Origin of the sequence: Deinococcus aetherius (genome assembly GCF_025997855.1) — a bacterium.
GTDB lineage: Bacteria > Deinococcota > Deinococci > Deinococcales > Deinococcaceae > Deinococcus > Deinococcus aetherius.
Window position 1 is genome coordinate 1 of the sequence record NZ_AP026560.1, and the last position, 24,956, is coordinate 24,956.

The 24,956-nt window shown below is 70.4% G+C and carries 23 protein-coding genes; 10 read left to right on the forward strand and 13 right to left on the reverse strand.

Annotation, left to right across the window (positions count from 1 at the left end):
* From dnaA to pyk, 4 genes are all read left to right on the forward strand, one after another.
* Positions 1–1,428, forward strand: coding sequence for a chromosomal replication initiator protein DnaA (gene dnaA, locus DAETH_RS00005; protein WP_264775923.1), 1,428 nt, complete (start codon positions 1–3; stop codon positions 1,426–1,428).
* Positions 1,429–1,809: 381 nt separating this feature from the next.
* Positions 1,810–2,892: a DNA polymerase III subunit beta gene (gene dnaN / locus DAETH_RS00010; protein WP_264775924.1), complete on the forward strand. Its 1,083-nt coding sequence runs from the start codon at positions 1,810–1,812 to the stop codon at positions 2,890–2,892.
* A gap of 205 nt (positions 2,893–3,097) precedes the next feature.
* On the forward strand, positions 3,098–4,366 hold the full coding sequence (eno, locus tag DAETH_RS00015; RefSeq protein ID WP_264775925.1) for a phosphopyruvate hydratase: 1,269 nt from the start codon (positions 3,098–3,100) through the stop codon (positions 4,364–4,366).
* A gap of 105 nt (positions 4,367–4,471) precedes the next feature.
* Complete coding sequence (pyk, locus tag DAETH_RS00020) at positions 4,472–5,920, forward strand: pyruvate kinase (RefSeq protein WP_264775926.1); 1,449 nt, start codon at positions 4,472–4,474, stop codon at positions 5,918–5,920.
* Between the two features lie 283 nt (positions 5,921–6,203).
* On the opposite strand, the gene tyrS is transcribed toward pyk, so the two are convergent.
* Positions 6,204–7,439 (reverse strand): tyrosine--tRNA ligase, encoded by a 1,236-nt coding sequence (tyrS, locus tag DAETH_RS00025; protein ID WP_264775927.1) that lies wholly within the window; start codon positions 7,437–7,439, stop codon positions 6,204–6,206.
* Between the two features lie 206 nt (positions 7,440–7,645).
* On the opposite strand from tyrS, the gene DAETH_RS00030 reads away from it, so the two are divergent.
* Genes DAETH_RS00030 through DAETH_RS00040 form a run of 3 tightly spaced genes read left to right on the forward strand, consistent with a single transcriptional unit; the run spans position 7,646 to position 9,109 of the window.
* On the forward strand, positions 7,646–8,206 hold the full coding sequence (locus DAETH_RS00030; protein WP_264775928.1) for an MOSC domain-containing protein: 561 nt from the start codon (positions 7,646–7,648) through the stop codon (positions 8,204–8,206).
* Positions 8,203–8,451, forward strand: coding sequence for a hypothetical protein (locus DAETH_RS00035; RefSeq protein ID WP_264775929.1), 249 nt, complete (start codon positions 8,203–8,205; stop codon positions 8,449–8,451). Before DAETH_RS00030 ends, DAETH_RS00035 begins: the two co-directional genes overlap by 4 nt.
* A complete protein-coding gene (locus DAETH_RS00040) occupies positions 8,432–9,109 on the forward strand; it encodes a tRNA (adenine(22)-N(1))-methyltransferase TrmK (RefSeq protein ID WP_264775930.1) in 678 nt (225 codons plus the stop codon). The genes DAETH_RS00035 and DAETH_RS00040 overlap by 20 nt, the downstream gene beginning before the upstream one ends.
* 123 nt (positions 9,110–9,232) lie before the next feature.
* Here the strand turns inward: DAETH_RS00040 and DAETH_RS00045 are convergent, their stop codons facing one another.
* From DAETH_RS00045 to DAETH_RS00085, 9 genes are all read right to left on the reverse strand, one after another.
* Positions 9,233–9,772: a macro domain-containing protein gene (locus DAETH_RS00045; protein WP_264775931.1), complete on the reverse strand. Its 540-nt coding sequence runs from the start codon at positions 9,770–9,772 to the stop codon at positions 9,233–9,235.
* A 28-nt stretch (positions 9,773–9,800) separates the two neighbouring features.
* Complete coding sequence (gene gmk / locus DAETH_RS00050) at positions 9,801–10,526, reverse strand: guanylate kinase (RefSeq protein WP_264775932.1); 726 nt, start codon at positions 10,524–10,526, stop codon at positions 9,801–9,803.
* 92 nt (positions 10,527–10,618) lie between these two features.
* Positions 10,619–11,080: a hypothetical protein gene (locus DAETH_RS00055; protein ID WP_264775933.1), complete on the reverse strand. Its 462-nt coding sequence runs from the start codon at positions 11,078–11,080 to the stop codon at positions 10,619–10,621.
* 433 nt (positions 11,081–11,513) lie between these two features.
* A complete protein-coding gene (pta, locus tag DAETH_RS00060) occupies positions 11,514–13,625 on the reverse strand; it encodes a phosphate acetyltransferase (RefSeq protein WP_264775934.1) in 2,112 nt (703 codons plus the stop codon).
* On the reverse strand, positions 13,622–14,812 hold the full coding sequence (locus DAETH_RS00065) for an acetate kinase (protein ID WP_264775935.1): 1,191 nt from the start codon (positions 14,810–14,812) through the stop codon (positions 13,622–13,624). Before DAETH_RS00065 ends, pta begins: the two co-directional genes overlap by 4 nt.
* A 97-nt stretch (positions 14,813–14,909) precedes the next feature.
* Positions 14,910–15,356 (reverse strand): tRNA (adenosine(37)-N6)-threonylcarbamoyltransferase complex ATPase subunit type 1 TsaE, encoded by a 447-nt coding sequence (tsaE, locus tag DAETH_RS00070; protein WP_264775936.1) that lies wholly within the window; start codon positions 15,354–15,356, stop codon positions 14,910–14,912.
* A 33-nt stretch (positions 15,357–15,389) separates the two neighbouring features.
* A complete protein-coding gene (locus DAETH_RS00075) occupies positions 15,390–17,303 on the reverse strand; it encodes a hypothetical protein (protein ID WP_264775937.1) in 1,914 nt (637 codons plus the stop codon).
* Between the two features lie 43 nt (positions 17,304–17,346).
* On the reverse strand, positions 17,347–18,936 hold the full coding sequence (locus DAETH_RS00080) for a hypothetical protein (protein WP_264775938.1): 1,590 nt from the start codon (positions 18,934–18,936) through the stop codon (positions 17,347–17,349).
* On the reverse strand, positions 18,933–19,658 hold the full coding sequence (locus tag DAETH_RS00085; RefSeq protein WP_264775939.1) for a roadblock/LC7 domain-containing protein: 726 nt from the start codon (positions 19,656–19,658) through the stop codon (positions 18,933–18,935). Before DAETH_RS00085 ends, DAETH_RS00080 begins: the two co-directional genes overlap by 4 nt.
* 105 nt (positions 19,659–19,763) lie before the next feature.
* Here DAETH_RS00085 and DAETH_RS00090 point away from each other — a divergent pair, with 105 nt between their 5' ends.
* Together DAETH_RS00090 and ubiE are read left to right on the forward strand one after the other, a co-directional pair.
* Positions 19,764–20,159 carry a GNAT family N-acetyltransferase gene (locus DAETH_RS00090; RefSeq protein ID WP_264775940.1) on the forward strand — a complete coding sequence of 132 codons (396 nt, stop codon included), beginning with the start codon at positions 19,764–19,766 and terminating at the stop codon, positions 20,157–20,159.
* 34 nt (positions 20,160–20,193) lie between these two features.
* Complete coding sequence (gene ubiE, locus DAETH_RS00095; protein WP_264775941.1) at positions 20,194–20,940, forward strand: bifunctional demethylmenaquinone methyltransferase/2-methoxy-6-polyprenyl-1,4-benzoquinol methylase UbiE; 747 nt, start codon at positions 20,194–20,196, stop codon at positions 20,938–20,940.
* 177 nt (positions 20,941–21,117) lie between these two features.
* Here ubiE and DAETH_RS00100 read toward each other — a convergent pair whose 3' ends face one another.
* The 3 genes from DAETH_RS00100 to DAETH_RS00110 all read right to left on the reverse strand — a co-directional run bounded on the left by DAETH_RS00100 (position 21,118) and on the right by DAETH_RS00110 (position 23,941).
* Positions 21,118–21,705, reverse strand: a complete 588-nt coding sequence (locus tag DAETH_RS00100) for a uracil-DNA glycosylase (protein WP_264775942.1) — start codon at positions 21,703–21,705, stop codon at positions 21,118–21,120.
* A 103-nt stretch (positions 21,706–21,808) separates the two neighbouring features.
* The gene (locus DAETH_RS00105) at positions 21,809–22,015 is read right to left on the reverse strand and encodes a hypothetical protein (RefSeq protein ID WP_264775943.1); all 207 of its coding nucleotides are present in this window, start codon (positions 22,013–22,015) and stop codon (positions 21,809–21,811) included.
* 57 nt (positions 22,016–22,072) lie between these two features.
* The gene (locus DAETH_RS00110) at positions 22,073–23,941 is read right to left on the reverse strand and encodes an acetate--CoA ligase (RefSeq protein WP_264775944.1); all 1,869 of its coding nucleotides are present in this window, start codon (positions 23,939–23,941) and stop codon (positions 22,073–22,075) included.
* 268 nt (positions 23,942–24,209) lie between these two features.
* Here DAETH_RS00110 and ddrC point away from each other — a divergent pair, with 268 nt between their 5' ends.
* The gene (gene ddrC / locus DAETH_RS00115; protein ID WP_264775945.1) at positions 24,210–24,908 is read left to right on the forward strand and encodes a DNA damage response protein DdrC; all 699 of its coding nucleotides are present in this window, start codon (positions 24,210–24,212) and stop codon (positions 24,906–24,908) included.
* Positions 24,909–24,956: the final 48 nt, after the last annotated feature.

Below are 24,956 nucleotides of genomic sequence, written 5' to 3' on the forward strand. Positions count from 1 at the left end.
ATGCTGGCTCCCGTTCGTTTCGAGGGGGAGGTGCGGCTTATCACGCAGGAAATCTGGGCCGACGTGCTCGGGTACGTCCGCAAGAACATCACGGAAGTCGAGTACCACACCTGGTTCGCGCCCATGAAGAACCTGGGCGTCCAGGAGGGTTCGCTGGTGCTGGGTGTGCGCAACTCGTTCGCCCAGGACTTCGTACGCAGGCAGTATCAGGGCCTGCTCGAAGACGCCCTGCGCTCGCTCGGCGCGCAGCACCCGCAGGTGAGTTTCCAGGTGCTTCCCGCCGTGCAGGAGGCGATGATCCTCCCGCAGGACCCACCGCCCCCGCCCTCGCCGCCGGGCGGCAAGCCCCCGCCGCGCAGCCCGGTCATTCTGGTCCCGGGCGAGAACCGCAAGACCCTCAACCCGAAGTACACCTTCGAGAACTTCGTGGTGGGCCCCAACAACAACCTGGCGAATGCGGCGGCCCTGGCGGTCGCGGACGCGCCCGGCAAAGCGTACAATCCCCTCTTCATTTACGGGGACGTGGGGCTGGGCAAGACGCACCTGATGCACGCGGTCGGGCACTACATGGCCGAGCGTTTCCCCGAGAAGCGCATCGAGTACGTCTCCACCGAGTCCTTCACGAACGACCTGATCAACGCGATCCGCGACGACCGGATGACCCAGTTCCGGAACCGCTACCGCTCGGTGGACCTGCTGCTCGTGGACGACATTCAGTTCCTGGGGGGCAAGGAGCGCACCCAGGAGGAGTTCTTTCACACCTTCAACGCGCTCTACGAGAGCCACAAGCAGATCATCCTGAGTTCGGACCGTCCTCCCAAGGACATCGAGACGCTTGCGGGGCGCCTGCGCAGCCGCTTCGAGTGGGGCCTGATCACCGATATCCAGACCCCCGAGTTCGAGACGCGGGTGGCGATCCTCAAGATGAATGCCGAGCACAACCGCATCGACATCCCGCAGGAGGTGCTCGAACTGATCGCCCGGCAGGTCACGAGCAACATACGTGAGCTGGAGGGTGCGCTGATGCGGGTGGTGGCCTTCGCCAGCCTGAACAACGTCCCCTTCTCCCGCGCGGTGGCCGCCCGGGCGCTGAGCAACGTCTTCACGCCCCATGAGGTCAAGATCGAGATGATGGACGTGCTGCGGCAGGTTGCCTCCCACTTCAACCTGCCGCCCGACGTCATCCGTGGCTCCGGCCGCGTCCGCGAGGTCGTCGTGCCGCGCCAGGTCGCCATGTACCTCGTTCGCGAGCTGACCTCCCACTCCCTCCCCGAGATCGGCCAGTTCTTCGGGCGTGACCACTCCACGGTCATGCACGCTGTCTCCAAGGTCACCGAGCAACTGGGCAAGGACGAGGAGTTGACGGCCGCCCTCGACACCCTTCGGCGCCAAATCAAAGGTGTGGAAGATGAGGAAATAGGTGCGTAATTTCATTCTTTTTTTTCCTGTAAGCAGAAAAAGTTCCAAAATCCGTTCCAAACACCTGTGTAAACTTTCACGACCTGTGGAAAAGGTTGTGGATAACCTGTGGATAAGTGGCTTTTCCCTGTGGATAACCCTGTGGAAAAGTCGGCCAGTTATCCACAGGCTGAGCCCCCTGTGGATAAGTCGGGAGTTATCCACAGCTTATCCACAGGTTTCCACAGGCTGCCTGTGGATAACTTTCGTGCGCCCAGCGCGGCCCGAATAGGGTTTTCCACAGTTTCCACAGGCCCTATTACTACTACTACTATCTTTTTATCTTCTACAGAGCAGGTAAAAGATAAAAGAAGACAGACCCGGAACCGAGAGAGGCCAGAGACCCAAAAGATGAGAGCGCACGTCACCAAGAAGACCCTGAGTGAAGGACTCGGCCTGTTGGAACGGGTCGTGCCCAGTCGCAGCAGCAATCCCCTCCTGACCTCCCTGAAGGTGGAGCCTTCCGAAGCGGGCCTGACCCTCAGCGGCACCAACCTCGAAATCGACCTCTCGTGCTTCGTGCCTGCAGAGGTGCAAGACCCGCAGAGCTTCGTGGTGCCCGCGCACCTGTTCGCGCAGATCGTCCGCAACCTGGGTGGGGAACTCGTCGAACTCGAACTGAGCGGCGCCGAACTCGCCGTGCGGGCGGGCGGCTCGGACTTCAAGCTCCAGACGGGTGACCTGGGCGCCTACCCGCCGCTGAGCTTTCCGAACCACGCCGACCTGAGCCTCGACGCTGCCGAGCTTTCCCGGGCGCTCGGCAGCGTGCGCTACGCCGCGAGCAACGAGGCGTTCCAGGCGGTCTTCCGGGGCATCAAACTCGAACACCGCGCCACCGGGGCCCGCGTCGTCGCCTCCGACGGCTACCGGGTTGCCATCCGGGACTTCCCGGCGAACGGCGACGGACGCAGCCTGATCGTGCCCGCCCGCAGCGCCGATGAACTGATTCGGGTCCTCAAGGACGGCGAGGCACGCTTCACGTACGGCGAGGGGATGCTCAGCGTCACCACCGACCGGGTGCGGATGAACCTCAAGCTCCTCGACGGCGACTTTCCCGACTACGAGCGGGTGATCCCCAAGGACATCAAGCTTCAGGTGACCCTGCCCGCCACCGCCTTGAAGGAGGCCGTGGGCCGGGTGGCCGTCCTCGCCGACAAGAACGCGAACAACCGGGTCGAGTTCCTGGTGACCGAGGGCAAGCTGCGGCTGGCCGCCGAGGGGGACTACGGCCGCGCGCAGGACACCGTGGACGTGGTGCAGGGTGGCCCCGAACCCGCCATGAGCCTCGCCTTCAACGCCCGTCACGTGCTCGACGCCCTGGGTCCGGTGGAGGGGGACGCCGAACTCCTCTTCTCGGGCTCCACGAGCCCCGCCATCTTCCGGGGAAGCGGGGGAGGCGGGTACATGGCCGTGATCGTCACGCTGCGCGTTTAAGGGGCCAATCAGGGGCAAGAAGGGGCATGTTTGCCCGGCAGCTTTCCTCCGACCTGAACCCGCCCGAATGCGGACGTGCTTTAGACCGCCGCCGACACGGGGATCGTGGGCCCGCTTATAGTGTGCCGGGTACACCTAGCGCCCCGGCCCGACCCGGCTGGGGGCTCAGGCTTGAAGCGCAGGTTCGACTCAGGGAGGGAAAGCCATGAACATCGAGAAAGTCATCGCCCGTGAAGTGCTCGACTCGCGCGGGAACCCGACCGTCGAGGCCGAAGTCCACCTCGACAGCGGCTTTTCGGGGCGCGCCATCGTGCCGTCGGGGGCGAGCACGGGGTCCCACGAGGCGCTGGAGCTGCGTGACGGCGGCCCCCGCTACGGTGGCAAGGGCGTGCAACAGGCCGTCCAGAACGTGAACGAGGTCCTGGGCCCCGCCGTAGTCGGCCTCGACGCCTCCGAGCAGGGCGCGGTGGACGCCGCGATGCTCGAAGCGGACGGCAGCCCGAACAAGGGCCGTCTGGGCGGCAACGCCATTCTCGCCGTCAGCCTCGCCACCGCCCGCGCCGCCGCGAACGAGCTGGGGGTCCCTCTCTACCGCTACCTGGGCGGCAGCAACGCCAAGACGCTTCCCGTCCCGATGATGAACGTGATCAACGGCGGCGCGCACGCCGACAACTCGGTGGACTTCCAGGAGTTCATGGTGATGCCCGTCGGCGCCCCGACCTTCCGCGAGGGGTTGCGTTACGGGGCCGAGACCTTTCACGCGCTCAAGAAGGTGCTCAGCGGGCGCGGCTACAACACGAACGTGGGCGACGAGGGCGGCTTCGCCCCCGACCTGAAGAGCAACGAGGAGGCCCTCGAAGTCCTCCTCGAAGCGATCCAGAAGGCCGGGTACGAGCCCGGCCAGGACATCTGCATCGCGCTCGACCCCGCCGTGACCGAGCTGTACAAGGACGGCCAGTACGTGCTGGAGAGCGAGGGCCGCACCCTCTCGACGGGGGAGATGGTGGACTTCTGGGCGGACTGGTCCTCGCGCTACCCCATCGTGAGCATCGAGGACGGTCTGGCGGAGGACGACTGGGACGGCTGGCGACTCCTGACCCAGCGCATCGGCGACCGGGTGCAACTGGTCGGTGACGACCTCTTCGTGACAAACCCCGAGCGGCTCTCTCGCGGCATCGAGACGGGGGTGGGCAACGCGATCCTGGTGAAGGTGAACCAGATCGGCAGCCTCACCGAGTCGATGGACGCCATAGAGCTCGCCAAGCGAAACCGCTACGGTACCATCATCAGCCACCGCTCGGGCGAGTCGGAGGACACCTTCATCGCCGACCTCGCCGTCGCCACGAACGCCGGGCAGATCAAGACGGGCTCGGCCAGCCGATCCGACCGCGTCGCCAAGTACAACCAGCTCCTGCGCATTGAGGACGCGCTGGGGGCTTCGGCGGTGTACCTGGGGCGTAAGGCGCTGAGGTAGAGCGGTCAGCCGTCAGCGATCAGCTTTCAGGAGCGGCTGACGGCTGATCGCTGATTGCTGACTGCCCCTGGAAACGATCCCACACACAGGAAGCAGGAACTCAACATGAAACACTTCGACAGAGCAACCAAAATCGTCGCCACCGTCGGCCCGGCGAGCCGCAGCCCCGAGGTGCTGGGGCGGATGATCGACGCGGGCCTGAACGTGGTCCGCATGAACTTCAGTCACGGTGACCCCGAGGACCACCGCCAGACGGTGCAGATGGTGCGGGAACTCGCCGCGCGCAAAGGCGTGACGGTGGGCATCTTGCAAGACCTCCAGGGGCCGAAGATCCGGGTGGGGCGCTTCCGCGAGGGGGCCGTGACGCTGGAGCCGGGGCAGAAGTTCACGATCACGATGGACGACGTGGAGGGCGACGAGACGCGGGTGAGCAGCACCTACCGGGGGCTGGCGCTCGACGTTCACCCCGGCATGACCCTGCTCCTCGACGACGGCAACCTGAACCTGAGGGTGGATCAGGTGCGCGGCAACGACGTGCAGACCACGGTGGTGATCGGGGGCGTGCTGAAGAACAACAAGGGGATCAACGTGCCCCAGGCCGACCTCGCCGTGCCTGCCCTCTCCGACAAGGACGTGCAGGACATGGAGTTCGGGGCGGGGCTCGGGGTGGACTGGGTAGCCCTCTCCTTCGTGCGCTCGCGCGACGACCTGCTGCTCGCCCGGCACTACCTCGCCCGCTTCGGCTCGCGCGCCAAGCTGATGGCGAAGATCGAGAAGCCCCAGGCGGTGGACCGCTTCGAGGACATCCTGCGCGAGGTGGACGGCATCATGGTGGCGCGCGGCGACCTCGGCGTGGAGATGCGCCCCGAGCAGGTGCCCACCATCCAGAAACGCCTGATCCGGTTATGCCGCGAGGTCGGCAAACCCGTCATCACCGCGACCCAGATGCTGGAGAGCATGATCAACCTGCCGCGTCCCACCCGCGCCGAGGCGTCCGACGTGGCAAACGCGATCTACGACGGCACCGACGCGGTGATGCTGAGTGCGGAGTCGGCCGCCGGGCACTACCCGGTCGAGGCGGTCGCCATGATGGACCGCATCGCCCGGGAGGCCGAGGGGAGCGAGCACTACAAGGTGCTTCAGCGTCAGGTCGTGATCGAGACTGAGCTTGCCCAGGACTCCATCGCCGCAGCGGCCTGCTCCATCGGCGAGAAGCTGGATACGCCTGTCATCGTGACCTTTACCAGCACGGGCGGCGCGGCGACCCGCATCGCCAAGAACCGGCCCCCGCTGGCGATCCTGGCCCTGACCCCCAACGAGCAGACCCGCAACCAGCTCGCGCTGTCCTGGGGCGTGGTGCCCATGCTCAGCGAGGACCCCCACGACACCGACGACATGGTCCGCATCGCCAACGACGAGCTGAAAAAGAGCGGCCTCGCCGACGTGGGCGACCGCTACGTGATCACGGCGGGCGTGCCCTTCGGCGTGCGCGGCACGACCAACATGCTCCGCGTCGAGCGGCTGCGCGAGGAGGATCTGAGCGACCGAGTCTAGGCTGGGTCGGCCTCGCTGACCGGCCACCGATCAAAGACGACCAGCCCACCACGCCCGTGTGATGGGCCGGTCAGGTTTTTATCCACAGGGCGCGGGCTTTTCCACACTCGGGCTGTGGATAACTTCCAGGCTCGTCAGTGCTTGATGCCCGCCAGGACGTTATCCACAGCCTCAGGGGTTATCCACAGCGTCCTGTGCATAACTTTTGGGTTTCCGGGGACCCAACCCCTTTTCTGATGGCCTGACAGGAGGCCCGTAAAGGTGCCTTGAAGGGTTGGGGTGGCTAGGACCCCGGGACGAGCCGCGCGAAGCGGTCCTTGCCCTTCTGGATGACCGCGCCGCCCCCCTCCAGGGTGAGGGTCCCCTGCGGTTCGAGGTAGGGTTCGCCGTCGAGCCTCAGCCCCCGGTTCTGGATCAGCTTGCGCGCAGCCCCCAGGCTGGGCTCGAAGCCCGCGAGCACGGCGAGCCGCGCCATGCTGATCTTGCCCTCGGGATTGAGTTCGGAGGCGGGGACGGTCACCGTGGGGATATTCTCGGGAATGCCGCCCTTCGCCACCGAGCGGAAGCGCGCCTCGGCGGCGCCCGGGTCGGCGTCGGGGTGCAGCCAGGCCACCACCTCGCGGGCGAGTTCGCGGTGGGCGGCGACGGGGTGCCCGGCGAGGAGTTCCAGGGTCCGCTCACGGGGAAGGTCGGTCAGCAGCGTGAGGTAGTTCTCCAGCAGGGGGTCGGGGACCTTCATCAACCCCGCGAACATCAGGTGCGGCTCGTCGGTCAGGCCGATGTAGTTGCCCAGGCTCTTGGACATCTTCTCGACCCCGTCGAGGCCGACGAGGAGGGGCAGCGTCATCACGACCTGCGGCTCCTGCCCGTCGTCGCGTTGCAGGGCGCGGCCCACGAGGTTGTTGAACAGTTGGTCGGTGCCGCCGAGTTCTACGTCCGACCGCAGCGCCACCGAGTCGTACCCCTGGGTGAGCGGGTAGAGGAGTTCGTGCACGGCAATGGGCACGCCGCCTTCAAAGCGTTTTTTGAAGTCGTCGCGTTCCATAATGCGGGCCACCGTATAGCGGCTCGCCAGCCGGATCACGTCGGCGTAGCCCATCGGCTCCAGCCACTCGCCGTTGTAACGAATCTCCAGCACCTCGGGGTCGTCGCGCAGGACGAGTTTGCACTGGTCGAGGTAGCTCCTCGCGTTCGCGCGGGTTTCCTCCAGCGTCAGGGGCGGGCGCGTCTTGGACTTGCCGCTGGGGTCGCCGATCATCGCGGTGAAGTCGCCGATCAGCATGATGACCTTGTGCCCGAGGTCCTGAAACTGCCGCATCTTGCGCAGAATGACCGCGTGCCCGAGGTGCAGGTCCGGGCGGGTGGGGTCGGCGCCGAGCTTGACCCGGAGCGGCTCGCCCGTCTCCCGGCTACGTTCGAGCTTGCGGCGCAGGTCGTCTCTCGTCACGAGGTCCACGACGCCTCGTTCGAGGATGGCGAGTTGTTCGTCCACGGGAAGATTTCGGCGGATTTCTTGCATGGTGACTCCACAAAAGGGAGGCGGCGCACTGGACTTCTCCCGTGCGCCGCCTCTGGTCTGGATTTCGGGCTGTGCCGACCCTCACCCCACCGTGCGGCGGGGCGGATAGTGCTCCTCAGATGGGGAACGTCGGGTCGGACGCTTCATGCCTGCCAGTCTAGCAACTGATTCCCATTCCTGTGTGGCTCACCCGTTACCCTGCCCAGGTGAAGACGATCCACGAATTGCGCGCCACCTTCCCCCGCCCGGGCCGGGTGGAGTGGATTGGCCTGCGCGAGGCGCGGCGGGGGCCCGTGCTCAGCGTGCCGGGAGCCGAGGCACACCCCCTCGTCGGCCTCCTCGGGGACCACGGCAAGACGCTCCCCGCCCGCGTCCCGGCGTTGACCGGGGACCCCGGTGAGGTCATGCGGGCCGCGCGGCCCGTCCAGCCGATCCCCGGCGGCCCCGGGCGGCGGCAGGTCACCCTCCTCCAGGCCGAACACCTGCCCGTGATCGCGGCGCTGGCAGGGCTGGAGGAGGCGACACCCGAGATGCTGCGGCGCAACCTGCTCGTCTCGGGCATTCCGCTTCTGGCACTCAAGGAGGCGCGCATGCAGATCGGGGAGGTCGTGCTGGAGGGGACGGGAGAGTGCCACCCCTGCTCGCGGATGGAGGAGACGCTGGGGCCGGGCGGGTACAACGCGGTGCGCGGGCACGGGGGCCTGACGGCGCGGGTGCTGAGAGGCGGCGTCATCCGCGTGGGGGACGAGGTGAGGCCCCTCCCGTGAGTCCCTCTCCCGGTGCCGTGGCTCCGCCCCCCTCCCGACCACCGCGCTCGCCGACGCTCGCCCGCGCCTTCGTCGCCCTCTTCACCTCGGCCGCCCAACCGGCGCACGTCACCACCGGGAACACCTTGCGGCACCTGGGGGAGGAGAGCACGACGAGGCAGCTTCTGATCGCCGCCATGATCCTCGCGGCCGGGGGGGACAGTCTGCCCGCCCACGGGGAAGCCGATGCTGGCCCCTGCCCTTGACGCCCGGCTGGAAGCGGTGCTCGCCCTGGTGGAGGCAGAGGCACACGCGGACATCGGCTCGGACCACGCCCACCTCCCCATCCGCCTGATTCGGGAGGGGCGGGCGGGGCGCTGCGTCGTCGTCGAACTCAACCCCGGTCCCCTGGCGCTGGCGAGGCGCAACGTGGCCCGGGCCCGGTTGCACGACCACATCGAGGTCCGCGAGGGGGACGGCTTCGCCCCCCTCCTCCCCGGCGAGGTCGACAGCGCGAGCGTGAGCGGGATGGGCGCGGGGACGATCACGGGCATCCTGCGCCGGGCGGGGGAGAGGTTGCCGCCCGCCCTCGTGCTGCAACCGAACGACTCCGCCCGGACCCTACGCTTATGGGCGCGGGAAAACGGCCACCACCTGAAGGCCGAGCGTCTGATCCCCGGCCACTGGCCCTACCCCGTACTGCGCCTGGAGCGCCGGGACGGCCCCGACCCGGCCTACGCGGACCTTCCCGAACAAGCCGCCCTGCGTTACGGCCCCCACCTCCTGCGCGAGGGGTCGGAGGTGTTGTTGAAGCTGGTGCGGGCCGACATCGCGCGCCTCACTCCCCTCGCCGCTCCGGGACGCACCGCCGGGGTGGAGCTGGACGCGGCGTTGTCGGCCCTCGCGGTGCTGGGCGGGCAATAAAGCGGGCAATAAAAAAGCCGCCTCTCAGGCGGTGATGTCAAAAGAATAGCGTGGTATGCACGGGTTGTCAACCCTATGCGCCGGGCGCCCGTGAACCCGGAGTACAGGGCGCGTGACGCCTCCTTACGGTCGCTGTCCCCCAGTGTCCTCCTCCAGCCTCTCCAGCATCCGGCGGAACACGTTGAGCGTCCCCTCCCCGTGGAGCACGAGGCGGACCGTCAGGTCGGGGTGGCGGGCCAGTTCCTCGCGCAGGGTCCGCAGGGTGACCCACGCCGCCGCCTCCAGCGGGTAGCCGTACACGCCCGTGCTGATGGCGGGGAAGGCAACCGAGGTGCAGCCGTGCTCCACGGCCAGGCGCACGCTTTCGCGGTATGCACCCGCCAGCAGTCCCGCCTCGCCCTGAGTTCCCCCGCGCCAGATCGGGCCGACGGCGTGGATCACGAAGCGCACGCCCTGCTCCTCCAGATGGAAGGCGGGCGTGATCACCGCCGTGCCCACCTTCGTGCCCCCAATCCGCCGGATGGACCGCAACAGTTCGGGTCCGGCGGCCCGGTGGATCACCCCGTCCACGCCCCCGCCGCCCGCGAGTTCCTTGTTCGCGGCGGTCACGACCGCGCACGTCCGCTCCCGCCCGATGTCCCCCTGCACGAGTTCCAGCGTCATGCGGGCAGGATAGGGCGGGGGCGTGGGGTCAGCTCTCCACCACCCGCTTCAGGTCCTCGTCCGTCAGCGCGGAGCTGCGCACCGTCTCGGCGAGACGCGCGGCGGCGTGGTCCTGGGACGTCCACTCCTCCTCCGGAAGCTGGCGGGCGCGCTCGGCCCGCTGGACAGCGTGGAGTTCGGCCACCGCGCGGTCAAGGTCGTCGTTCACGATCACGTAACGGAAGGCGTGGGCCTGGGTAATCTCGTCGCGGGCGCGGGCAAGACGCTTCTCGATCCGCTCGGGCGTCTCGGTCGCGCGGCTCACAAGGCGGCGGCGCAGCTCGGTGAGGCTGGGCGGCATGATGAAGACGAGAATCGCCTCGTCGCCCATGCGGTCACGCACCTGCATGGCCCCCTCGACCTCGATCTCCAGCACCACGTCCTGCCCGCGCGCCAGCGCCGCCTCGATGGGCTCGACCGGCGTGCCGTAGTGGTTGCCGACGAACTGGGCGTGTTCCAGGAAGCCGCCCCGCCGCACCTTCTCCAGAAAGACCTCGGGCGTCACGAAGACGTAATCCACCCCGTCGCGCTCGCCGGGCCGGGCCTCGCGGGTCGTCCAGGAGGTCGAGTAGAAGACGTCCTGCCCCGCGAGCCAGCGTTCGCGCAGGGTGCCCTTGCCCACCCCCGAGGCGCCCGTCATCACGAGCAGCAGCCCGCGCCGGGGCGTGGAGGGAGCGGTATCAGGCTGGGGAACGGTCTCGGAGGGGGCGCCCATGTTCACCCGTCATCTTACGGGGAGGTAGGGAGGCGACAAAAGGGGCGGGGACGTCCAGCCCGGACGCGGCCCCCGGCCCCCGTCTCACCCTCTCAGGCCGACTTCTTGCGCCGTCCCCCACCTCCACCCGACCGCGTGCCCGCGACAGCCTTGGCGCGGCTTTTGCCCAGGGTCTGCCCCTTCTCGAAGCTGGCCTGCATCCGCTTGCGGGTCTCAGCCGCGAGCGCCTTGAAGTCGAGCTGCCCCGACTCGATGGCCTCCAGGCTGGGCTTCACGGTACCCGCCCGGCGGGTGGCGACGAGATCCTTGTTCGTCTGCTCGAACCACTTTTCAAAGGCGGGCGTGACCTCGAAGAGCATCTCCTTCGTCTCGCGCTGGTAGGTGCCCTCGCCACCTCGTCGGCTGAACTGCTTGGGCAGCGTGAAGCGCTCGGGCAGATACGTCGCCTCGAACTTCCCTTCGCGCACCGCCTCCCGGAACTGCTTGAGAAAGGCGTCGCTGCGTTGAACATTGTCGAGTTCGTGCATCTGTTCGCTGAGTTTCTTATAGGCCATACCGTGTTCCCCCTTTGTTGAATTATGAGGGGAAGAAGACGGGATGTAAAGGCAAAGGGGGAGAGGGTTCTCTTAAAGGATGACGCCACGTGCAGCCACACCGTGAAGAGGTCAAGACGCGTTGAGTAACGACACGCACGGCGCGAAGCAGGAGACCGGCTCTCGGCCAAGAAAGCGGCAGCCCGGACGATCACCTCGAACCCTTTCCCGCTGGGGTCCTGTCCGGTTTTCCGGTCCCGGCGGATGGGGAAACGGCGAAAGAGCAGGAGATCGGGAAAGCGTTTTGTATGAAGCCGGTCATTCGCCTCGTGCTTGTGGTGCCGGAAGCTCCCGTCCCATGCAGCGGCTTCATGGAGGGGACGCACTTTTCCAAGACGCGGGGGCACACCTGTTGAGCGTGCCCTCCGGGTCCTGTGACCAGATTGCGTCGCGTTCAGGCCGTGCTGCCCTGGGTTGCCTGAATCGCCGTGAGCGCGATGGTGTACACGATGTCGTCCACCAGCGCCCCGCGCGAGAGGTCGTTGACGGGTTTGCGCAACCCCTGGAGCATCGGGCCGATGGCGACGACGCCCGCCGAACGCTGCACGGCCTTGTACGTTGTGTTGCCGGTGTTGAGGTCGGGGAAGATGAAGACGGTCGCGCGGCCCGCCACCGGGCTGTTCGGGGCCTTCTGGCGGCCCACGCTGAGGACCGAGGCCGCGTCGTACTGGAGGGGGCCGTCCACCGGGAGGTCGGGGCGGCGCTCGCGCACGAGCCCGGTCGCGACCCGCACCTTCTCCACGTCCTTGCCCGCGCCGCTCTCGCCCGTCGAGTAGCTCAGCATGGCGATCCGGGGCGTGATCCCGAAGGCCTTCGCGCTGTCCGCCGACTGGATGGCGATGTCGGCGAGTTCCTCCGCATTCGGGTTGGGGTTGATCGCCGCGTCCCCGTACACCAGAACCTGCTCGGGCAGCAGCATGAAGAAGATGGAGGAGACGAGCCGCACTCCCGGCGCCGTCTTGATGAGTTGCAGGGCGGGCCGCACTGTGTTCGCGGTCGTGTGCACCGCCCCCGACACCAGCCCGTCCACCTCGCCCAGCGCGAGCATCATGGTGCCCAGGACAACGCTGTCCTCCAGTTGCGCCTCCGCCTGGGGGGCGGTCAGGCCCTTGCTCTTTCGCAGCTCGACCATCGGCTCGACGTAATGCGAGCGGATGGCGTCGGGGTCGAGGAGTTCCAGCCCGTCGGGGAGGGTGAGGCCCTGGCCCTCCGCCACCTGCCGCACCCGGTCGGGTTTGGCGAGGAGCACGGGCCGGGCAATGCCCTTCTCCAGGCAGCGGACGGCGGCGCGGACGGTGCGCGGCTCGTCTCCCTCCGGCAGGACGATCCGTTTGTTCGCCGCGCGGGCTTTCTGGATCAGCTCGTAACGGAAGGCGGAGGGGGGCAGGCGGCGTTCTCCCTGGGCGTCCGGCGAGCGCAGGCGGGTGCCCAGCGGCACGGTGTCGAGGCGGTCGGCGACGAAGTCGAGGATGCGCTCCATCCGCTCCAGGTCGTCGTGCGGGACGCGCGGGTCCATCCGCGAGAGGCGGGAGGCCGTCTCGTACGAGTTCGTCTCGGTGCGCAGCACGGGGAGGGTGCTCGTGAGGGCCGCGCGGGAGAGGCGTTCGATGGACTCCTCCGGGCTGCTCCCCGACGTGAAGAGCAGCCCGGCGAGGGGCACCCCGCTGAGGTGCGCGAGGGCCGCCGCCATCACCACGTCCTCGCGGTCGCCGGGCGTCACGACAAGCGCCCCGGGGCCGAAAAGGTGCGCCATGCGCGGCACGGTGCGCGCGGTGACGACCGTGCTGGTGACACGCCGCAAGGTGGCCTCCCCCTCGTTGAGCACCACCGCCTTCAGATGTCGGGCCACGTCGAGGGTGCGCGGGGCGCTGAGCGCCGGGGACTGGGCGACGACGCCGAGCAGGGGGAGTTCGCCCCCCGCCAGCACCCGGCTGCGGGCGCGCAACTCCGCAAGCAGGCCCCCGAAATCGAGGTTCAGCGGCGCGAAGTTGAGGACGTACCCGGCGAGGCCCGAGCCGTCCGAGCGGCGGTAGGCCTGGGCGGCGATCTCCAGCTCGTCGGCCAGGGCGGCGGGCTCCACCCCGGCGAGGCTGGAGACGAGTACCACGTCGGCCTCCAGGTTGCGGGCGAGGCTGGCGTTCAGCGCCCCCGCGTACACGTTGCGCTCGTTCAGGGCCAGCCCCTCGGCGACGAGCACGTCGGCCGCCCCCGTCCCGCCCGCTGCCGCCTGACGGGCGAGGGCGATCACGTTCTCCATCAGGTCCTCCTCGCCGCCCTGGCTGAGCTGCTCCTCCGCGTCGGCGAGGGGGATGGGCTCGGGCGCGTCGGCGTGGGCAAGCGTGCGCGCGAAGTGGACCGAGTCGTCCGTCGCCCGTTCGTGTGTCTGGGCGATGGGCTTGAGGAAGGCGACCTTGAGGCCCTGGCGCTCCAGGGCGCGGGCGAGGCCGAGCGCGGTGCTCGTCAGGCCGACGCCGTTGCGGGTGGGGGCGACGAAGAGAGTTTTCACGCGTGTTCTCCTTGCAGGATTCGGGCCGTCTCCCGCGCGATCATCAGTTCCTCGTTGGTGTTCACGACGAGGGCGGGGGTGCTCTGCGGCGTGGTGATGAAGCCGGCCTGCCCGCGCACCGCTTGAGCGTTCGCCGCCTTGTCCACCTCGAAACCCAGGACGCCGAGCCGCCCGAGGGTCGCCGCACGCACGCCCGCGCTGTTCTCGCCGATGCCGCCCGTGAAGACCAGACCGTCCAGACGCCCGAGCGCGACGCTCATGCCCGCAATCGTCTTTGCCAGGCGGTACACGAACACGTCCACGGCGAGCCGCGCGCCCGCGTGCCCGCGCGAGGCGGCCTCCTCCAGCTCGCGCATATCGTTCGTGAGGTTGGATAAGCCCAGCAGCCCGCTCTCCTTGTTCAGCGCCGCCGTGATCTCCCCCAGACTCAGGCCGGCCTGCCGGGCGAGGAAGTCGTGCAGGCCGGGGTCCACGTCCCCGCTGCGGGTGCCCATCACGACGCCCTCCAGCGGGGTGAGGCCCATGCTGGTGTCCACGCTGCGCCCGCCCCGCACGGCGGTCACGCTGCACCCGTTGCCGAGGTGGGCGGTGACGAGGTTCACGTCCGAGAGGTCACGGCCCAGCATCCGCGCCGCCTCGCCCGAAACAAAGGCGTGGCTGGTGCCGTGGAAGCCGTAACGACGGACACCGTGCTGGGTGTACCACGCCTCCGGCACGGCGTAGCGGTAGGCGACCTCGGGGATGGTCTGGTGGAAGGCCGTGTCGAACACCGCGACGTGGGGAAGATCGGGAAAGGCCTCGCGCGCCGCCTCGATGCCCGCCAGGTTGGCCGGGTTGTGCAGCGGCGCGAGGGGCACGCAGGCGCGAATGGCCTCCAAGACCTCCGGCGTGACGAGGGCCGGGGCGCTGAACCGCTCGCCGCCGTGGACGACCCGGTGCCCGACCGCGCCCACGTCCCCCCGCACGCCCAGCGCGCCCAGTTCGGAGAGCAGGACCCCGAAGGCCTCCGGGTAGGAGCCGCCGGGGAGAGGGTGGGTCACGCGCTCGCCCCCCCGGTCCACCCGCACCGACGCGGCCCCCGACCCCAGCCGCTCGGCGAGGCCCGAGAGCCGCACCTCGCCTGAGGTGGGGTCGAGGAGGGCGAACTTGACGCTGCTCGACCCGCAGTTGAGAACCAAGGTCCACATGGGGGCATTCTCACCCACCCGGGAGGCGATTCAGGAGGAGATCACCCGGGCTCCGGGACCCCGAGGTTGAGGGAAGGTTAGGACTTGTCGCCCCTCCTCAGCGCGCCCGCACCGCCCGACGCACCTCCGGCTCACCCGCGACGTGCTCCAGGCGCAGGATGAGCGCGTCCGGGTAGTCGGCGTACAGCCCCTCACCCCACTCGATCACGCTCAGTCGGCTCCCATTGATCAGGTCTTCGAGGTCCATCTCGTAGAGTTCCCCGGGGTCGCGCACCCGGTAGGCGTCCACGTGGAGCACCCGGCCCCGGGGCGTCGGGTAGGGGTGCATCAGGGCGTAGGTCGGGCTGGTCACCGGGTCGGTGAAGCCCAGCGCCGCCACCAGCCCACCCGTCAGGGTGGTCTTGCCCGCCCCCAGCTCACCCTCCAGGAAGAGCACCGCGCCGGGGGGCAGGGCGCGGGCGAGCGCGGCGCCAAGGGCGCGTTGTTCCTCGGCACCGCGCAGGAGACGCACCTCGCCGGGCCGCAGGGGAAGGGGAGAGGTCACGCCCCCGAGTAAAGCAGACGGGCGGGGGGAGGTTCAGCCGTGCGTGCCCGTCGGCCAGGCCCCGGCCCGGCGGTCGAGGGCCGCCGCGTCCTGGCCGCGCGCTAACCGCCAGGAGCCGTTGGGCAGACGGACACACGCCCACACGCCCCGGTCGTCCTCGAACTGCGCCTGCCGGAGGCCGAGGAAGGCGGCCTGGGCGAGCAGGGCCGCGATGCCCTGGGCGGTCGGGTCGTGGGGACCGTCCTTGAGCAGGCCGTCCTGGGCGGTCCAGGTCTCCCCGACGGCCTCGGCGCTGGGGGCTGGTGACTGGCGACCGGGCGCCTCCTGGGGTGTCTCGCCCCCCAGCGCCCCCAGGTCGAACACCCCCAGAAGGTCGCTCAGGGCGTCCGCGCCGAAGGTCGCCGTGACCTCCTGGGCGGCGCGGTACTCGGCGTGGGCCTCGTGGAGCAGGGCTTCCGCCTCCTCCAGGGTCTGGGCGTAGCGCCCCCGGGCGTCTTGCGACATCGGCCCCAGGCGGCGCTGGGCGCGCAGGGTGTCGGCCAGCCGCCCGAGGCGCTGGGTGGTCTCGCCCGCCAGCCCGCGCACGGTGTCGTACTCGCGGATCACAAAGTCGGCGCGGGCGTCGAAATCCTCGCGCTGGCGGGCAGCCTCGCCCATGCGGCGCTCCAGGATGGCCCACAGCGGCGCGGCGTCCACCACCGCGCCCCGGCCCAGCGCCTCGCGGGCGGCGGCGAGCCCCGGGGCGAGGTCGGCGGCGGCTCCCGGCACGTCCCGGGCGGCGCGCTCGACCTCGGCGAGTTCGCGCTGAGCCGCGAGGACGTGCCCGGCGTCCCCGGGTGTGGCCTCCAGCGCCCCCAGGGTGGCGTTCAGGTCGCGCAGCTCGTCGCCCGCCAGCCCGCCCCCGCTCAGGGTGAGCCGGGCCACATCGAGCGCCACCCGCGCCTCGCGCAGGGCGGGGCTCTCGGGAAGGGCGGCCAGGCGGGCTTCGATGCGGGCAAGTTCGGCGGTCTGAACCCCGTGGGCCTCGTCGCGGGCGGCCTCCAGGTCGGTGCGCCAGGCCAGGGCGGCCTCTGCGCCCAGCGACCCGGCCCCGTGCGCCTCGCGCAGGGCCGCGCCCCGCTCCTCCAGGTCCGGGCGGGCGCGCAGCAGCGCCGCGAACTCGCGGGTCAGGTCGGCGAGGAGTCTCCCGGCGTGCTCCTGTTCGAGGGCGAGAACCCGGGCCCGGGCGTCCGGGTCGGGGGCGACGGGAGCACCCTGCGGGGTCACGGGTTGAACCAGGGACGATTCGAGCAGCTTGCGCAGGTTGAAGGTGATCGTGCGGGCGCGCTCGACCTCAGCGGGGAGGAGGGTGCCCTGACGCTGGGCCTCGTCGATCTGCCCGATCAGGTTGTCGAGGCGGCGCACGTCCTTGCCGCCCATGCCCTGCACCCGCGCGAAGGCGGCGCGCAGCTCCGCGAGGTCCTGGGCCTGGGTGACGAGCCCCTCCTCCAGACGGCGCTCCATCAGCCCGATCAGGTCCTGCCCCTCGCGGACGAGGGCCGTCACGTCGCGTCCGGCGTCCTCCTCCTGGCGGGCCACCCCCAGCACCCCGCGCAGCCGCTGGGTCTCCGGCCAGTCGAAATACAGGGAAAAGCGCCGCACGCCCTCCTCCAGGGCCGTCAGGTTGCTGCCGGGCAGGGGCGGGGGGGCGCCCTCACTCGCCGCCCTGTGCAGCTCGGCGATCACGTCCGACACCCGCCGCTTGGCGAGGGGCGCGGGCACGCTGAGCTGAAGGCGCTTGAACACCTCGCGCTTGAGGATGTCCTCCAGGGCGGCGGCGTCGAGCCCCGCCGGGGTCAGCCCCCGGGCCTGCGCCGCCTCCCCGACGATGCGTTCGAGCGCGCGGGGCGAGACGAGGTCGCCGAGCAGCCGCGCGGGCAGGCGGGCGAGGCCGGTATCGACGGTCACGTGCGGCCTCCGCGTTCAGTTGGGGCAGGCTGCGTGGCCCGGGTCATGTGGGCTCCTCGTCCCAGTCGAGCCCCTGGGACAGGGCGGGGCGGGGCGCCGACGGGCCGCCGAGCAACCCGAACTGCACGCACAGCCCCCGGAAGCCGAAGGCGGTCAGCCCGAGGCCGAGTGCGGCCGTCAGCGCCCAGAGCGGCACCCCGTACGCGCCCTGCGACAGGGTGAGGGTGCTCGCGTGCGCGAGGAGCGGGACCCCCAGGCGGTCACCCAGCCAGCCCAGGAATCCGAAGACGCCCTCCAGGAAGACGGGCAGCAGCAGCAGCACGAGGCCCGCCGAGATCGCCCGCCAGGAAGGGTTGCGCCCTCCGAAGGCGAGGTTGAGGAGGTACAGCGGCACGAGGGCCAGGAGCGCCAGCCCCAGGAACACGGCGGCCCGCAGCCCCCCGCCGAAGGAGCGCGAGACGCCCGCCGAGGCCGCGTCGAGACGGCTGGGGCGTTCCCCGGCGGCCTCGCGCTCCAGCACGCCCAGCCCGGCGATCAGGGCCTGCACGTCCGCCGGGCGCGGGGAGCGCCGGTCTCCCGCTGCGGCGAGGCGCTCTAAGAACTCGTCGTAACCGCCCGCCTTCCGCAGGGCGCCCGGGGCGGCGGAGAGAGCCTTGTGCGCGCGTGCCAGCGCCGCCCTCACCCCCTCGCCGTCCCCGTGCCCGGCGGCCGTGAGCGCCCGGCCGAGGGCCGCGTAGGCGCCGTCCACCCCGCTCGCCCGGGTGGGAGTGCCCTGGGCCGGGGGGCGGGCGACCGTTCGGGCGGGTTGGGATGCTGGGGAGGAGGCCGGGGGCTTCGCCTGGACCTGGGTGGTGGGCTGGGCCGCCTGGGTCGTCATGCGGGGAGGGGTGGCGAGCGTGGAGTTCAGCGTCGCCGCCCCCCGGCGCAGCGACCCGAGCGAGGCGGTGAGGCCCGCCGTGTCGCCCGCCGTCAGTTGCCGCAGGGCCTCGTCGAACCCGGCGACCTGCAACCCTCCCGGAGTCCCGGCGTCCTGCACGACGGTGAACCAGCTCGCCGCCCGGGCGAGGTCGAGGTAGGCGGCGGGGCTGCGCTGGGCGCGGGTGGCCTTCAGGGCCGCGCTCACCTTGGCCGCCGCCGCCCGCTGGAGGCGCCAGGCGACCCGCTCCGGGTGCCCCGCCCCGGCGTCCCGGGCGAGCGCGGCGCCCGCCGTCTCGCCCAGCCCGAACTCGCGCCCGAGGAGGCGCACGGCCTCGGCGCCGTTTCCGGGCGTGCCCGCGAGGAGGGTCAGGGTCTGGTCGTAGAGGGCCTTGCGCATCAGGCCACGGGCGAGGAGCACCTGGGCCTGCAACTCGGCGGGCGTGCGGGCCAGGGCGCCCCGGGCGTGGCCCAGGGTGTCTTTCAGGCCGCCCGCGAGCTGCGGATTGCGCAGGGTGGGCGCGAGCCCCGCGTAGGCGGTCTCGGCGCGGTCGAGCTGGACCAGGGCGCGCTCGGCGCTGGCGGGACGCGCCCTTGAAGCGGCCTCCAGGCTGCCCGCGAGGGCGCGGTAGGCCCCGAGGTCCTGCGCGCCCGCCGCCCCCGACGCGAGGGCGGCGGCCAGGGCCAGGGTTCCGGCGACGTGGTGAAAACGGTTCATGGGGCCTCCCGCAGGAGCTGCAACTCGGCGAGCAGCCGCCCGACATTGACCTGCGGCCCGGCCACGACCGCCACGCAAAATGCGCCGAGGGGCCGCATGCAGACCGTTCGCCCGCCCAGGTCGGCGGACATCAGCCGCAGGGCGCGTCTCTGGAACAGCAGGGCGGTCGCGGCGATCACGCTCCCCAGGTTCGCCGCGCCGGAGAGGGAACGCTCGCGCAGCACCTCGCCCGTCGCGCGGCACACGAGCACGCCCTGCACGCCCGCCATTCGGCCCAGGTGGGCGATCAGGGCGTCCTGGTCGCCGGGGTTGCCCAGCGCGTAGACCCGCTCGCCGGGCACGACCGTGTGGTCGGGATCGTCGAACTCGAAGTCGTCGGCCCCCAGGAGCGGGCCGTCGTCCCAACTGCCGGTCTCGGCGCCCAGCGTCTCGTCCCAGGCGGCCACGGGCGCCTCCACGCCGGGGGTGGCCTCCCCGGCGGGCGGCCCGGCGAGCTGCCGGGCGAGCGCCCCCAGTTCAGCGCGGGCCTGGGCGGCGGGCAGGACGCTGGAGAGCCGCCCGAGCAGCGGGCCTTCGAGCACGCGCCCCATGTCCCGGGCGCTCACGCCCTCGGGAGCGAGGCCCTGCTCGCGCAGCGCGGCCCGCAGCATCGTCTCGGCGGCCCGTTCGGACACGATGCCGGACAGGGTGCGCACGGTCAAGTTGTACACGGCATTCGTCATGGCAGACCTGGGAGCAGTGTAGGAAGCGACCGCTTACACTTTTCTCTCACTGGGCCTCTCTCACCGTGCCCGGAGGAGCCGCACGCTCCCGGTACACTGCGACGCATGCCGCAGATCGAGTACCGGGTGCGCGCTCAGCCCGACTTTCCTGCCCTCGGGGAGTTGCGCCGGGCCGCGTGGGGCGAGTCCGACGACGGGGGCGCCTGGCCCGCCGTTCTCGCCCGCAGCCTGACCTGGGTGACGGCGCACGACGGGAAGCGCCTCGTCGGCTTCGTGAACGTCGCCTGGGACGGGGGCGCACACGCCTTCCTCCTCGACACCACCGTTCACCCGGAGGTGGGGCGGCGGGGAATAGGGACGCGGCTCGTCAGGATGGCGGCGGACGCGGCGCGGGCAGGCGGGGCACATTGGCTTCACGTGGACTTCGGGCCTCACCTGGCGGCCTTCTACGCGGGCTGCGGGTTCCGGCCCACGGCGGCGGGCCTGTGGCGGCTAAGGTAACGCGTCCCGCCCTCGGCCACCTATCATCCCTGCCATGACCTCTTCCACTTCCCCTGTGGGCGACCGGCACGGCGGGCCGCGCGACGGTGCCCGCGACAAGGGCCGCGAGGTACAGGCGATGTTTGCCTCCATCGCCCCCCGTTACGACCTGCTCAACCGCCTTCTCAGCCTCGGCGTGGACCGGGGCTGGCGGCGCGGGGCGGCCCGCGAGGCACTGGGCCTGAACCCCGCGCGCATCCTCGACGTGGCGACGGGCACGGCGGACTTCGCCCTGGAGCTGAGGGCCCGCGCCCCGGGAGTTGAGGTCGTGGGCAGCGACTTCGTGCCGCAGATGCTGGAGATCGGGCGCGCGAAGGCGCGGGCGCGGGGGCTGGAACTCCGTCTGGAGGAGGGCGACGCCCTGAACCTCCCCTACCCGGACGGCAGCTTCGACGCGGTGACCTGCGCTTTCGGCTTCCGCAACTTCGCCGACTACGCGCGCGGCCTCGCCGAGATGTGGCGGGTCCTCACCCCGGGAGGCCGCCTCGTCCTGCTGGAGTTTCCGCCGCCCCGCCCCGGCCTCTTCGGGTCTATCTTCCGCCTCTACTTCCGCTACGTCCTGCCGCGCATCGGGGCCCTCGTCAGCGGCAACGCGGGGGCGTACACCTACCTCCCCGAGAGCGTGCTCGCCTTCCCCGAGCCAGAACGGTTGGCGTCTCTCATGCACGCCACCGGCTTCCGCACCCGCTACCGCCTGCTCACCTTCGGCATCGCGGCCATCCACGTCGGGGACAAGGGGTAAACGACTGAGGGCAGTTTGTCAGCTTCACCCACCGTGACGTACTGCCCATCACGCCGGAAGAGAGTTCTCCTCCCGGACTCGGTGCATAAGTTTGACAACGGCTGCATCCCGCGCTATTCTTTTTACATCACCGCCTGAGAGGCGGCTTTTTTATTGACCTCACGCTTCCAGGGTGTCCTACCCGCTCCGCGCGGCGCGTCGGGCGTCCAGCAGCGCCAGCAGGGCCGTCCCCGCCTCCTCCCGCCGGGTGTGGAAGTTCTGGGGGCTGGGGTGCGGGCAGGCGAAGGTAGGCAGGCTGGACCCCACGTGAGGCCACGCCACCTGCGCGTGCCGCCCGACGAGGACCACGGCGCGCAGCTCCGGCAGCAGGGAGAGCACATGCCGGGTGAGTGGCGCGGCCTCGGCGTGGTGGGCGCGCACCGGGGCGACGACGCCTCCCGCGCTCATCTGCCAGGGCACGGCGTTCCACAGGGCGATCTGCTTTCGGGGTAAGCCTGACAAGTGCAGGAGGCAGGTCAGGTTCTCGGCGGTCGCATTGGGGTTGTCGAGCGAGACGAAGCCCGTGACACTCGCCGTCGGGCCGGGGGATTCGAGGAGCAGGAGGACCCGCGCCCCCACGCCCCCGTCCGCCGGATCGAAGGACGGGGTCCAGCGTTCGGCGCTGAGCCGATCCACCCAGGCGTTCAGGGAAGCGACGTGGGGGGCGAGGCGCTGGGCCACGCGAGCCTGCCGCACGTCAGGAAGGCCAAGGCTTCGGGTCTGCACAGAGCCCTTCTACCACCGGGCTGCATGATTTGACTTGCCCTGCATCCCACGCTACCTTGTTCTTATCACCGCCCGGCGAGGCGGCTTTTTTATTGCCCGCCCGTTACGCCGACCCGCCCCGGCCCTTGGCGGCCTTCCAGGTGCCGCCGTAACGGTATTCGGGGTTGTCCTGGGCCTCGGTGCGGCGGCAGGGCGGGCACAGGAAGACCCAGCCCTCCTCCTCGCGGCGCACCACCCGGTACATGACGGGCGACGGCTGGCCGCAACGGGCGCAGGCCTTCTCTCGCTGCCTGTGGAGTTCGGCGGCCATGGGGGCGAGTGTAGGGGGCAGCCCCCGCCCGCCCGTGAGCCCCGGCTTTCGGTCTTGCTAGCCCTCCAGCGTCGTCAGGTCGCCGGGGTCCTGCCCGAGCGCCTGGGCCCGCAGAAGGCGCCGCATGATCTTGCCGCTGCGGGTCTTGGGAAGGCTGGGCACCACATGCACCGCCCCCGGCGCGGCGATGGGCCCGAGTTCGCGCCGCACGTGTTCGGTGATGCTCGCGCACAGGCCCGGGCTGTCCTCGTGCCCAGCGCGCAGGATGACGTGGGCCACGATGCTCTCGCCCTTCAGCTCGTCGGGAATGCCGATCACCGCCGCCTCCGCCACGGCGGGGTGGGACACCAGCGCGTCCTCCACGTCCGCGGAGCCGATGCGGTGCCCCGCCACGCTGAGCACGTCGTCCGCCCGGCCCAGGATGCTGAAGTACCCGTGCTCGTCCCGCACGGCCAGGTCACCGCTGAGGTACCCGGCGGGGTTGGCGTTCCACAGGGAGGCGTATTTCTCCGGGTTCCCGTGCAGGCCGCGCAGCATGGAGGGAAAGGGGCGGCGAATGACCAACTGGCCCTGCGTGCCGTCCGGCAGCGAGTTCCCGGCCTCGTCCACCACGTCGGCCTCCACGCCCGCCAGGGGCCTCCCCGCGTAGCCGGGACGAGCGGGCCAGCGCGGATGGGTGCCGAGCGTCGGGGCACCCAACTCGGTCTGCCACCAGTTGTCGATCACGATCCCGTGCGCCTCCTCCCCGAGCCCGCCGCCGACGTGCTCCTGTGCCCAGCGCCACGCCTCGGGGTTCAGCGGCTCGCCCGCGCAGGCGATCACCCGCAGCGAGGAGAGGTCGTACGGCTTCAACACCTCTTCTCCGAGCTTCATGAACAGGCGCAGGGCGGTCGGCGCGGTGAAGAGCACGTCCACCCCGTACCGCTCAATCGTGCGCCAGAGCACGCCGGGGTCGGGAAAGTCGGGCGCCCCCTCCCGAAAGAGGACCGTCGCCCCCGCCACCAGCGGCCCATACACGATGTAACTGTGGCCGACCACCCAGCCGATGTCGCTCGTGCACAGAAAGATGTCGCCCGGATGCACGTCGAAAAGCGCCTTGAGGTGGTACGCCACGCCCACCATATACCCGCCGTGCGCGTGGACGACGCCCTTGGGTTTGCCCGTGCTGCCGCTCGTGTAGAGCACGAAGAGGGGGTGCTCGGCGGGCACCGGGACGGCGGGCGCCCGCCCGTGGGTGAAGAGGGACTCCCACGCCACCGTCCGCACGTCGTGCTCCCGCGAGAAGGTCTTGATCCGCTCCCACAGCACAAGGTGTTCGACCTGCGGCAGGTCGGCTACGGCCTCGGCGGCGATGGCGTAGAGGTCCACCAGCTTGCCCCGTCGGTGGCCCACGTCGGCGGTGACCACGACCCTGGCCCCCGCGTCGGTGATGCGGTCGCGCAGGGCACTCACCCCCAGCCCGGCGTACACGACGCTGTGGACGGCCCCGATCCGCGCGCAGGCCAGCATGGCGATACAGCCCTCGGGCGTCAGCGGCATGTAAATCACCACCCGGTCACCCACCCCGACACCGAGTGCCCGCAGCCCCGCCGCCGCCCGCTGGACCCGCTCGTGCAGCATTCCGTAAGTGAGGACTTGCGGCTCCTCCGTCTCGGAAAGCCAGATGAGGGCCGCCCGCGTCCGCGCCTCCCCCCGCGCGTGGCGGTCGAGGGCGTTCAGGGTGATGTTCGTCTCGCCGTCCGCGAACCACCCGTGCTCGGGGCGGTTCCAGGTCAGCCCGGTCGTGGGCTCGCGCGTCCACTCGTAGCTCCGCGCCTCGTCCAGCCAGAAGCCGTCGGGGTCGTGGCGGGCGCGGTCGATGTCGGCCTGGGGATCGTAGCGCAGGCGGGAAAGGACGCTGGGCGGGGTGGGGATGCGGTCGGTCATGGGCGCGTCCTCCTGTGGAAGCCGGGGCGTGGGTTGTGGCTTGAGGCGCAGTGTAAGGCGAGCAAAGTCCGTCCGGCAGCCGTGTCCCCAGCGGAGAAACGGCCTCGGTGCAATGCGGCTCTATGCAGAATATCGGCGCAAAGCGCTGTGTCCTGTTCTACGAGACACAAAAAGAATCGCCGTCAGGGACGGTACTTTCCACTCTTACCCGCTCCGGCCCAGGCCGGATATTTTACGTCAAAAACATAATTTATGCTAAGATATACGCATGAAGACGGCTCCCGTAATCCTGGAATTTGGCACGCAGCGCCTGCCCGCCAGCGCGGACGGGTTCCTGCACGCCGCGACGGCCCTGACGACCCTGGGCGTGTCCATGCCCGAGGACTGGACGGCCTTTGCGGAAGAACACGACCTGACGAGCCCGGAGCGTGACTTCGGGGTGGGGCCGGAGGCGACCCTCAGCCCCGCCGAGTTCGCCGGGCTCTCCTTCGCCCTGGGCACGCCCGAGGCGCGGCGCTGGCGCAAGCGGGCCCAGACACTGCTCGCCCGCGCGTTGACCGGCGACGTGCGGCTGGCGGCCGAGATCGCCGAGCGCAACGCGAACCCCGAGGCCCGGCGCTGGCTCACCGCCCGGCTGGAGAGCACCGAAGCCCGCCGCGCCCTGATGAGCACGGTGGCCCGCCACGGCGGCGAGGGACCCGTGTACGGCCAGCTCGGCTCGATCAGCAACCGCAGCGTGCTGGGCACCGACTCCGCCACCATCCGCCGCGAGCGGGGCGTGCGCCACACCCGCGACGGCCTGCGCAGCGAGGAACTGCTGCGCCTCGCCTACCTCGATACTGCCACCGCCCGCGCCATCGCCGAGCGGGGCGCTCAGGGCAACGATGCGATCCTGCGCCTGCACGAGGAGGTCGCTCGCCGCGAGCGGCACCTGTGGGACCATCCCATGACCCCCAAAGCGGGCTGATCGCGGATTCTCGCTCCGCTCGGACCGGAGAAGTTGCGCAGGCACTCC

Coding starts and splice junctions, on each gene's coding strand:
- dnaA (WP_264775923.1), top strand. CDS start 1: ATGCTGGCTCCCGTTCGTTTCGAGGGGGAGGTGCGGCTTATCACGCAG.
- DAETH_RS00090 (WP_264775940.1), top strand. CDS start 19,764: ATGCCGCAGATCGAGTACCGGGTGCGCGCTCAGCCCGACTTTCCTGCC.
- DAETH_RS00105 (WP_264775943.1), bottom strand. CDS start 22,015: ATGGCCGCCGAACTCCACAGGCAGCGAGAGAAGGCCTGCGCCCGTTGC.
- DAETH_RS00080 (WP_264775938.1), bottom strand. CDS start 18,936: ATGAACCGTTTTCACCACGTCGCCGGAACCCTGGCCCTGGCCGCCGCC.
- dnaN (WP_264775924.1), top strand. CDS start 1,810: ATGAGAGCGCACGTCACCAAGAAGACCCTGAGTGAAGGACTCGGCCTG.
- DAETH_RS00040 (WP_264775930.1), top strand. CDS start 8,432: ATGCTGGCCCCTGCCCTTGACGCCCGGCTGGAAGCGGTGCTCGCCCTG.
- ubiE (WP_264775941.1), top strand. CDS start 20,194: ATGACCTCTTCCACTTCCCCTGTGGGCGACCGGCACGGCGGGCCGCGC.
- pyk (WP_264775926.1), top strand. CDS start 4,472: ATGAAACACTTCGACAGAGCAACCAAAATCGTCGCCACCGTCGGCCCG.
- eno (WP_264775925.1), top strand. CDS start 3,098: ATGAACATCGAGAAAGTCATCGCCCGTGAAGTGCTCGACTCGCGCGGG.
- ddrC (WP_264775945.1), top strand. CDS start 24,210: ATGAAGACGGCTCCCGTAATCCTGGAATTTGGCACGCAGCGCCTGCCC.
- DAETH_RS00085 (WP_264775939.1), bottom strand. CDS start 19,658: ATGACGAATGCCGTGTACAACTTGACCGTGCGCACCCTGTCCGGCATC.
- gmk (WP_264775932.1), bottom strand. CDS start 10,526: ATGGGCGCCCCCTCCGAGACCGTTCCCCAGCCTGATACCGCTCCCTCC.
- tyrS (WP_264775927.1), bottom strand. CDS start 7,439: ATGCAAGAAATCCGCCGAAATCTTCCCGTGGACGAACAACTCGCCATC.
- DAETH_RS00055 (WP_264775933.1), bottom strand. CDS start 11,080: ATGGCCTATAAGAAACTCAGCGAACAGATGCACGAACTCGACAATGTT.
- DAETH_RS00110 (WP_264775944.1), bottom strand. CDS start 23,941: ATGACCGACCGCATCCCCACCCCGCCCAGCGTCCTTTCCCGCCTGCGC.
- DAETH_RS00045 (WP_264775931.1), bottom strand. CDS start 9,772: ATGACGCTGGAACTCGTGCAGGGGGACATCGGGCGGGAGCGGACGTGC.
- DAETH_RS00065 (WP_264775935.1), bottom strand. CDS start 14,812: ATGTGGACCTTGGTTCTCAACTGCGGGTCGAGCAGCGTCAAGTTCGCC.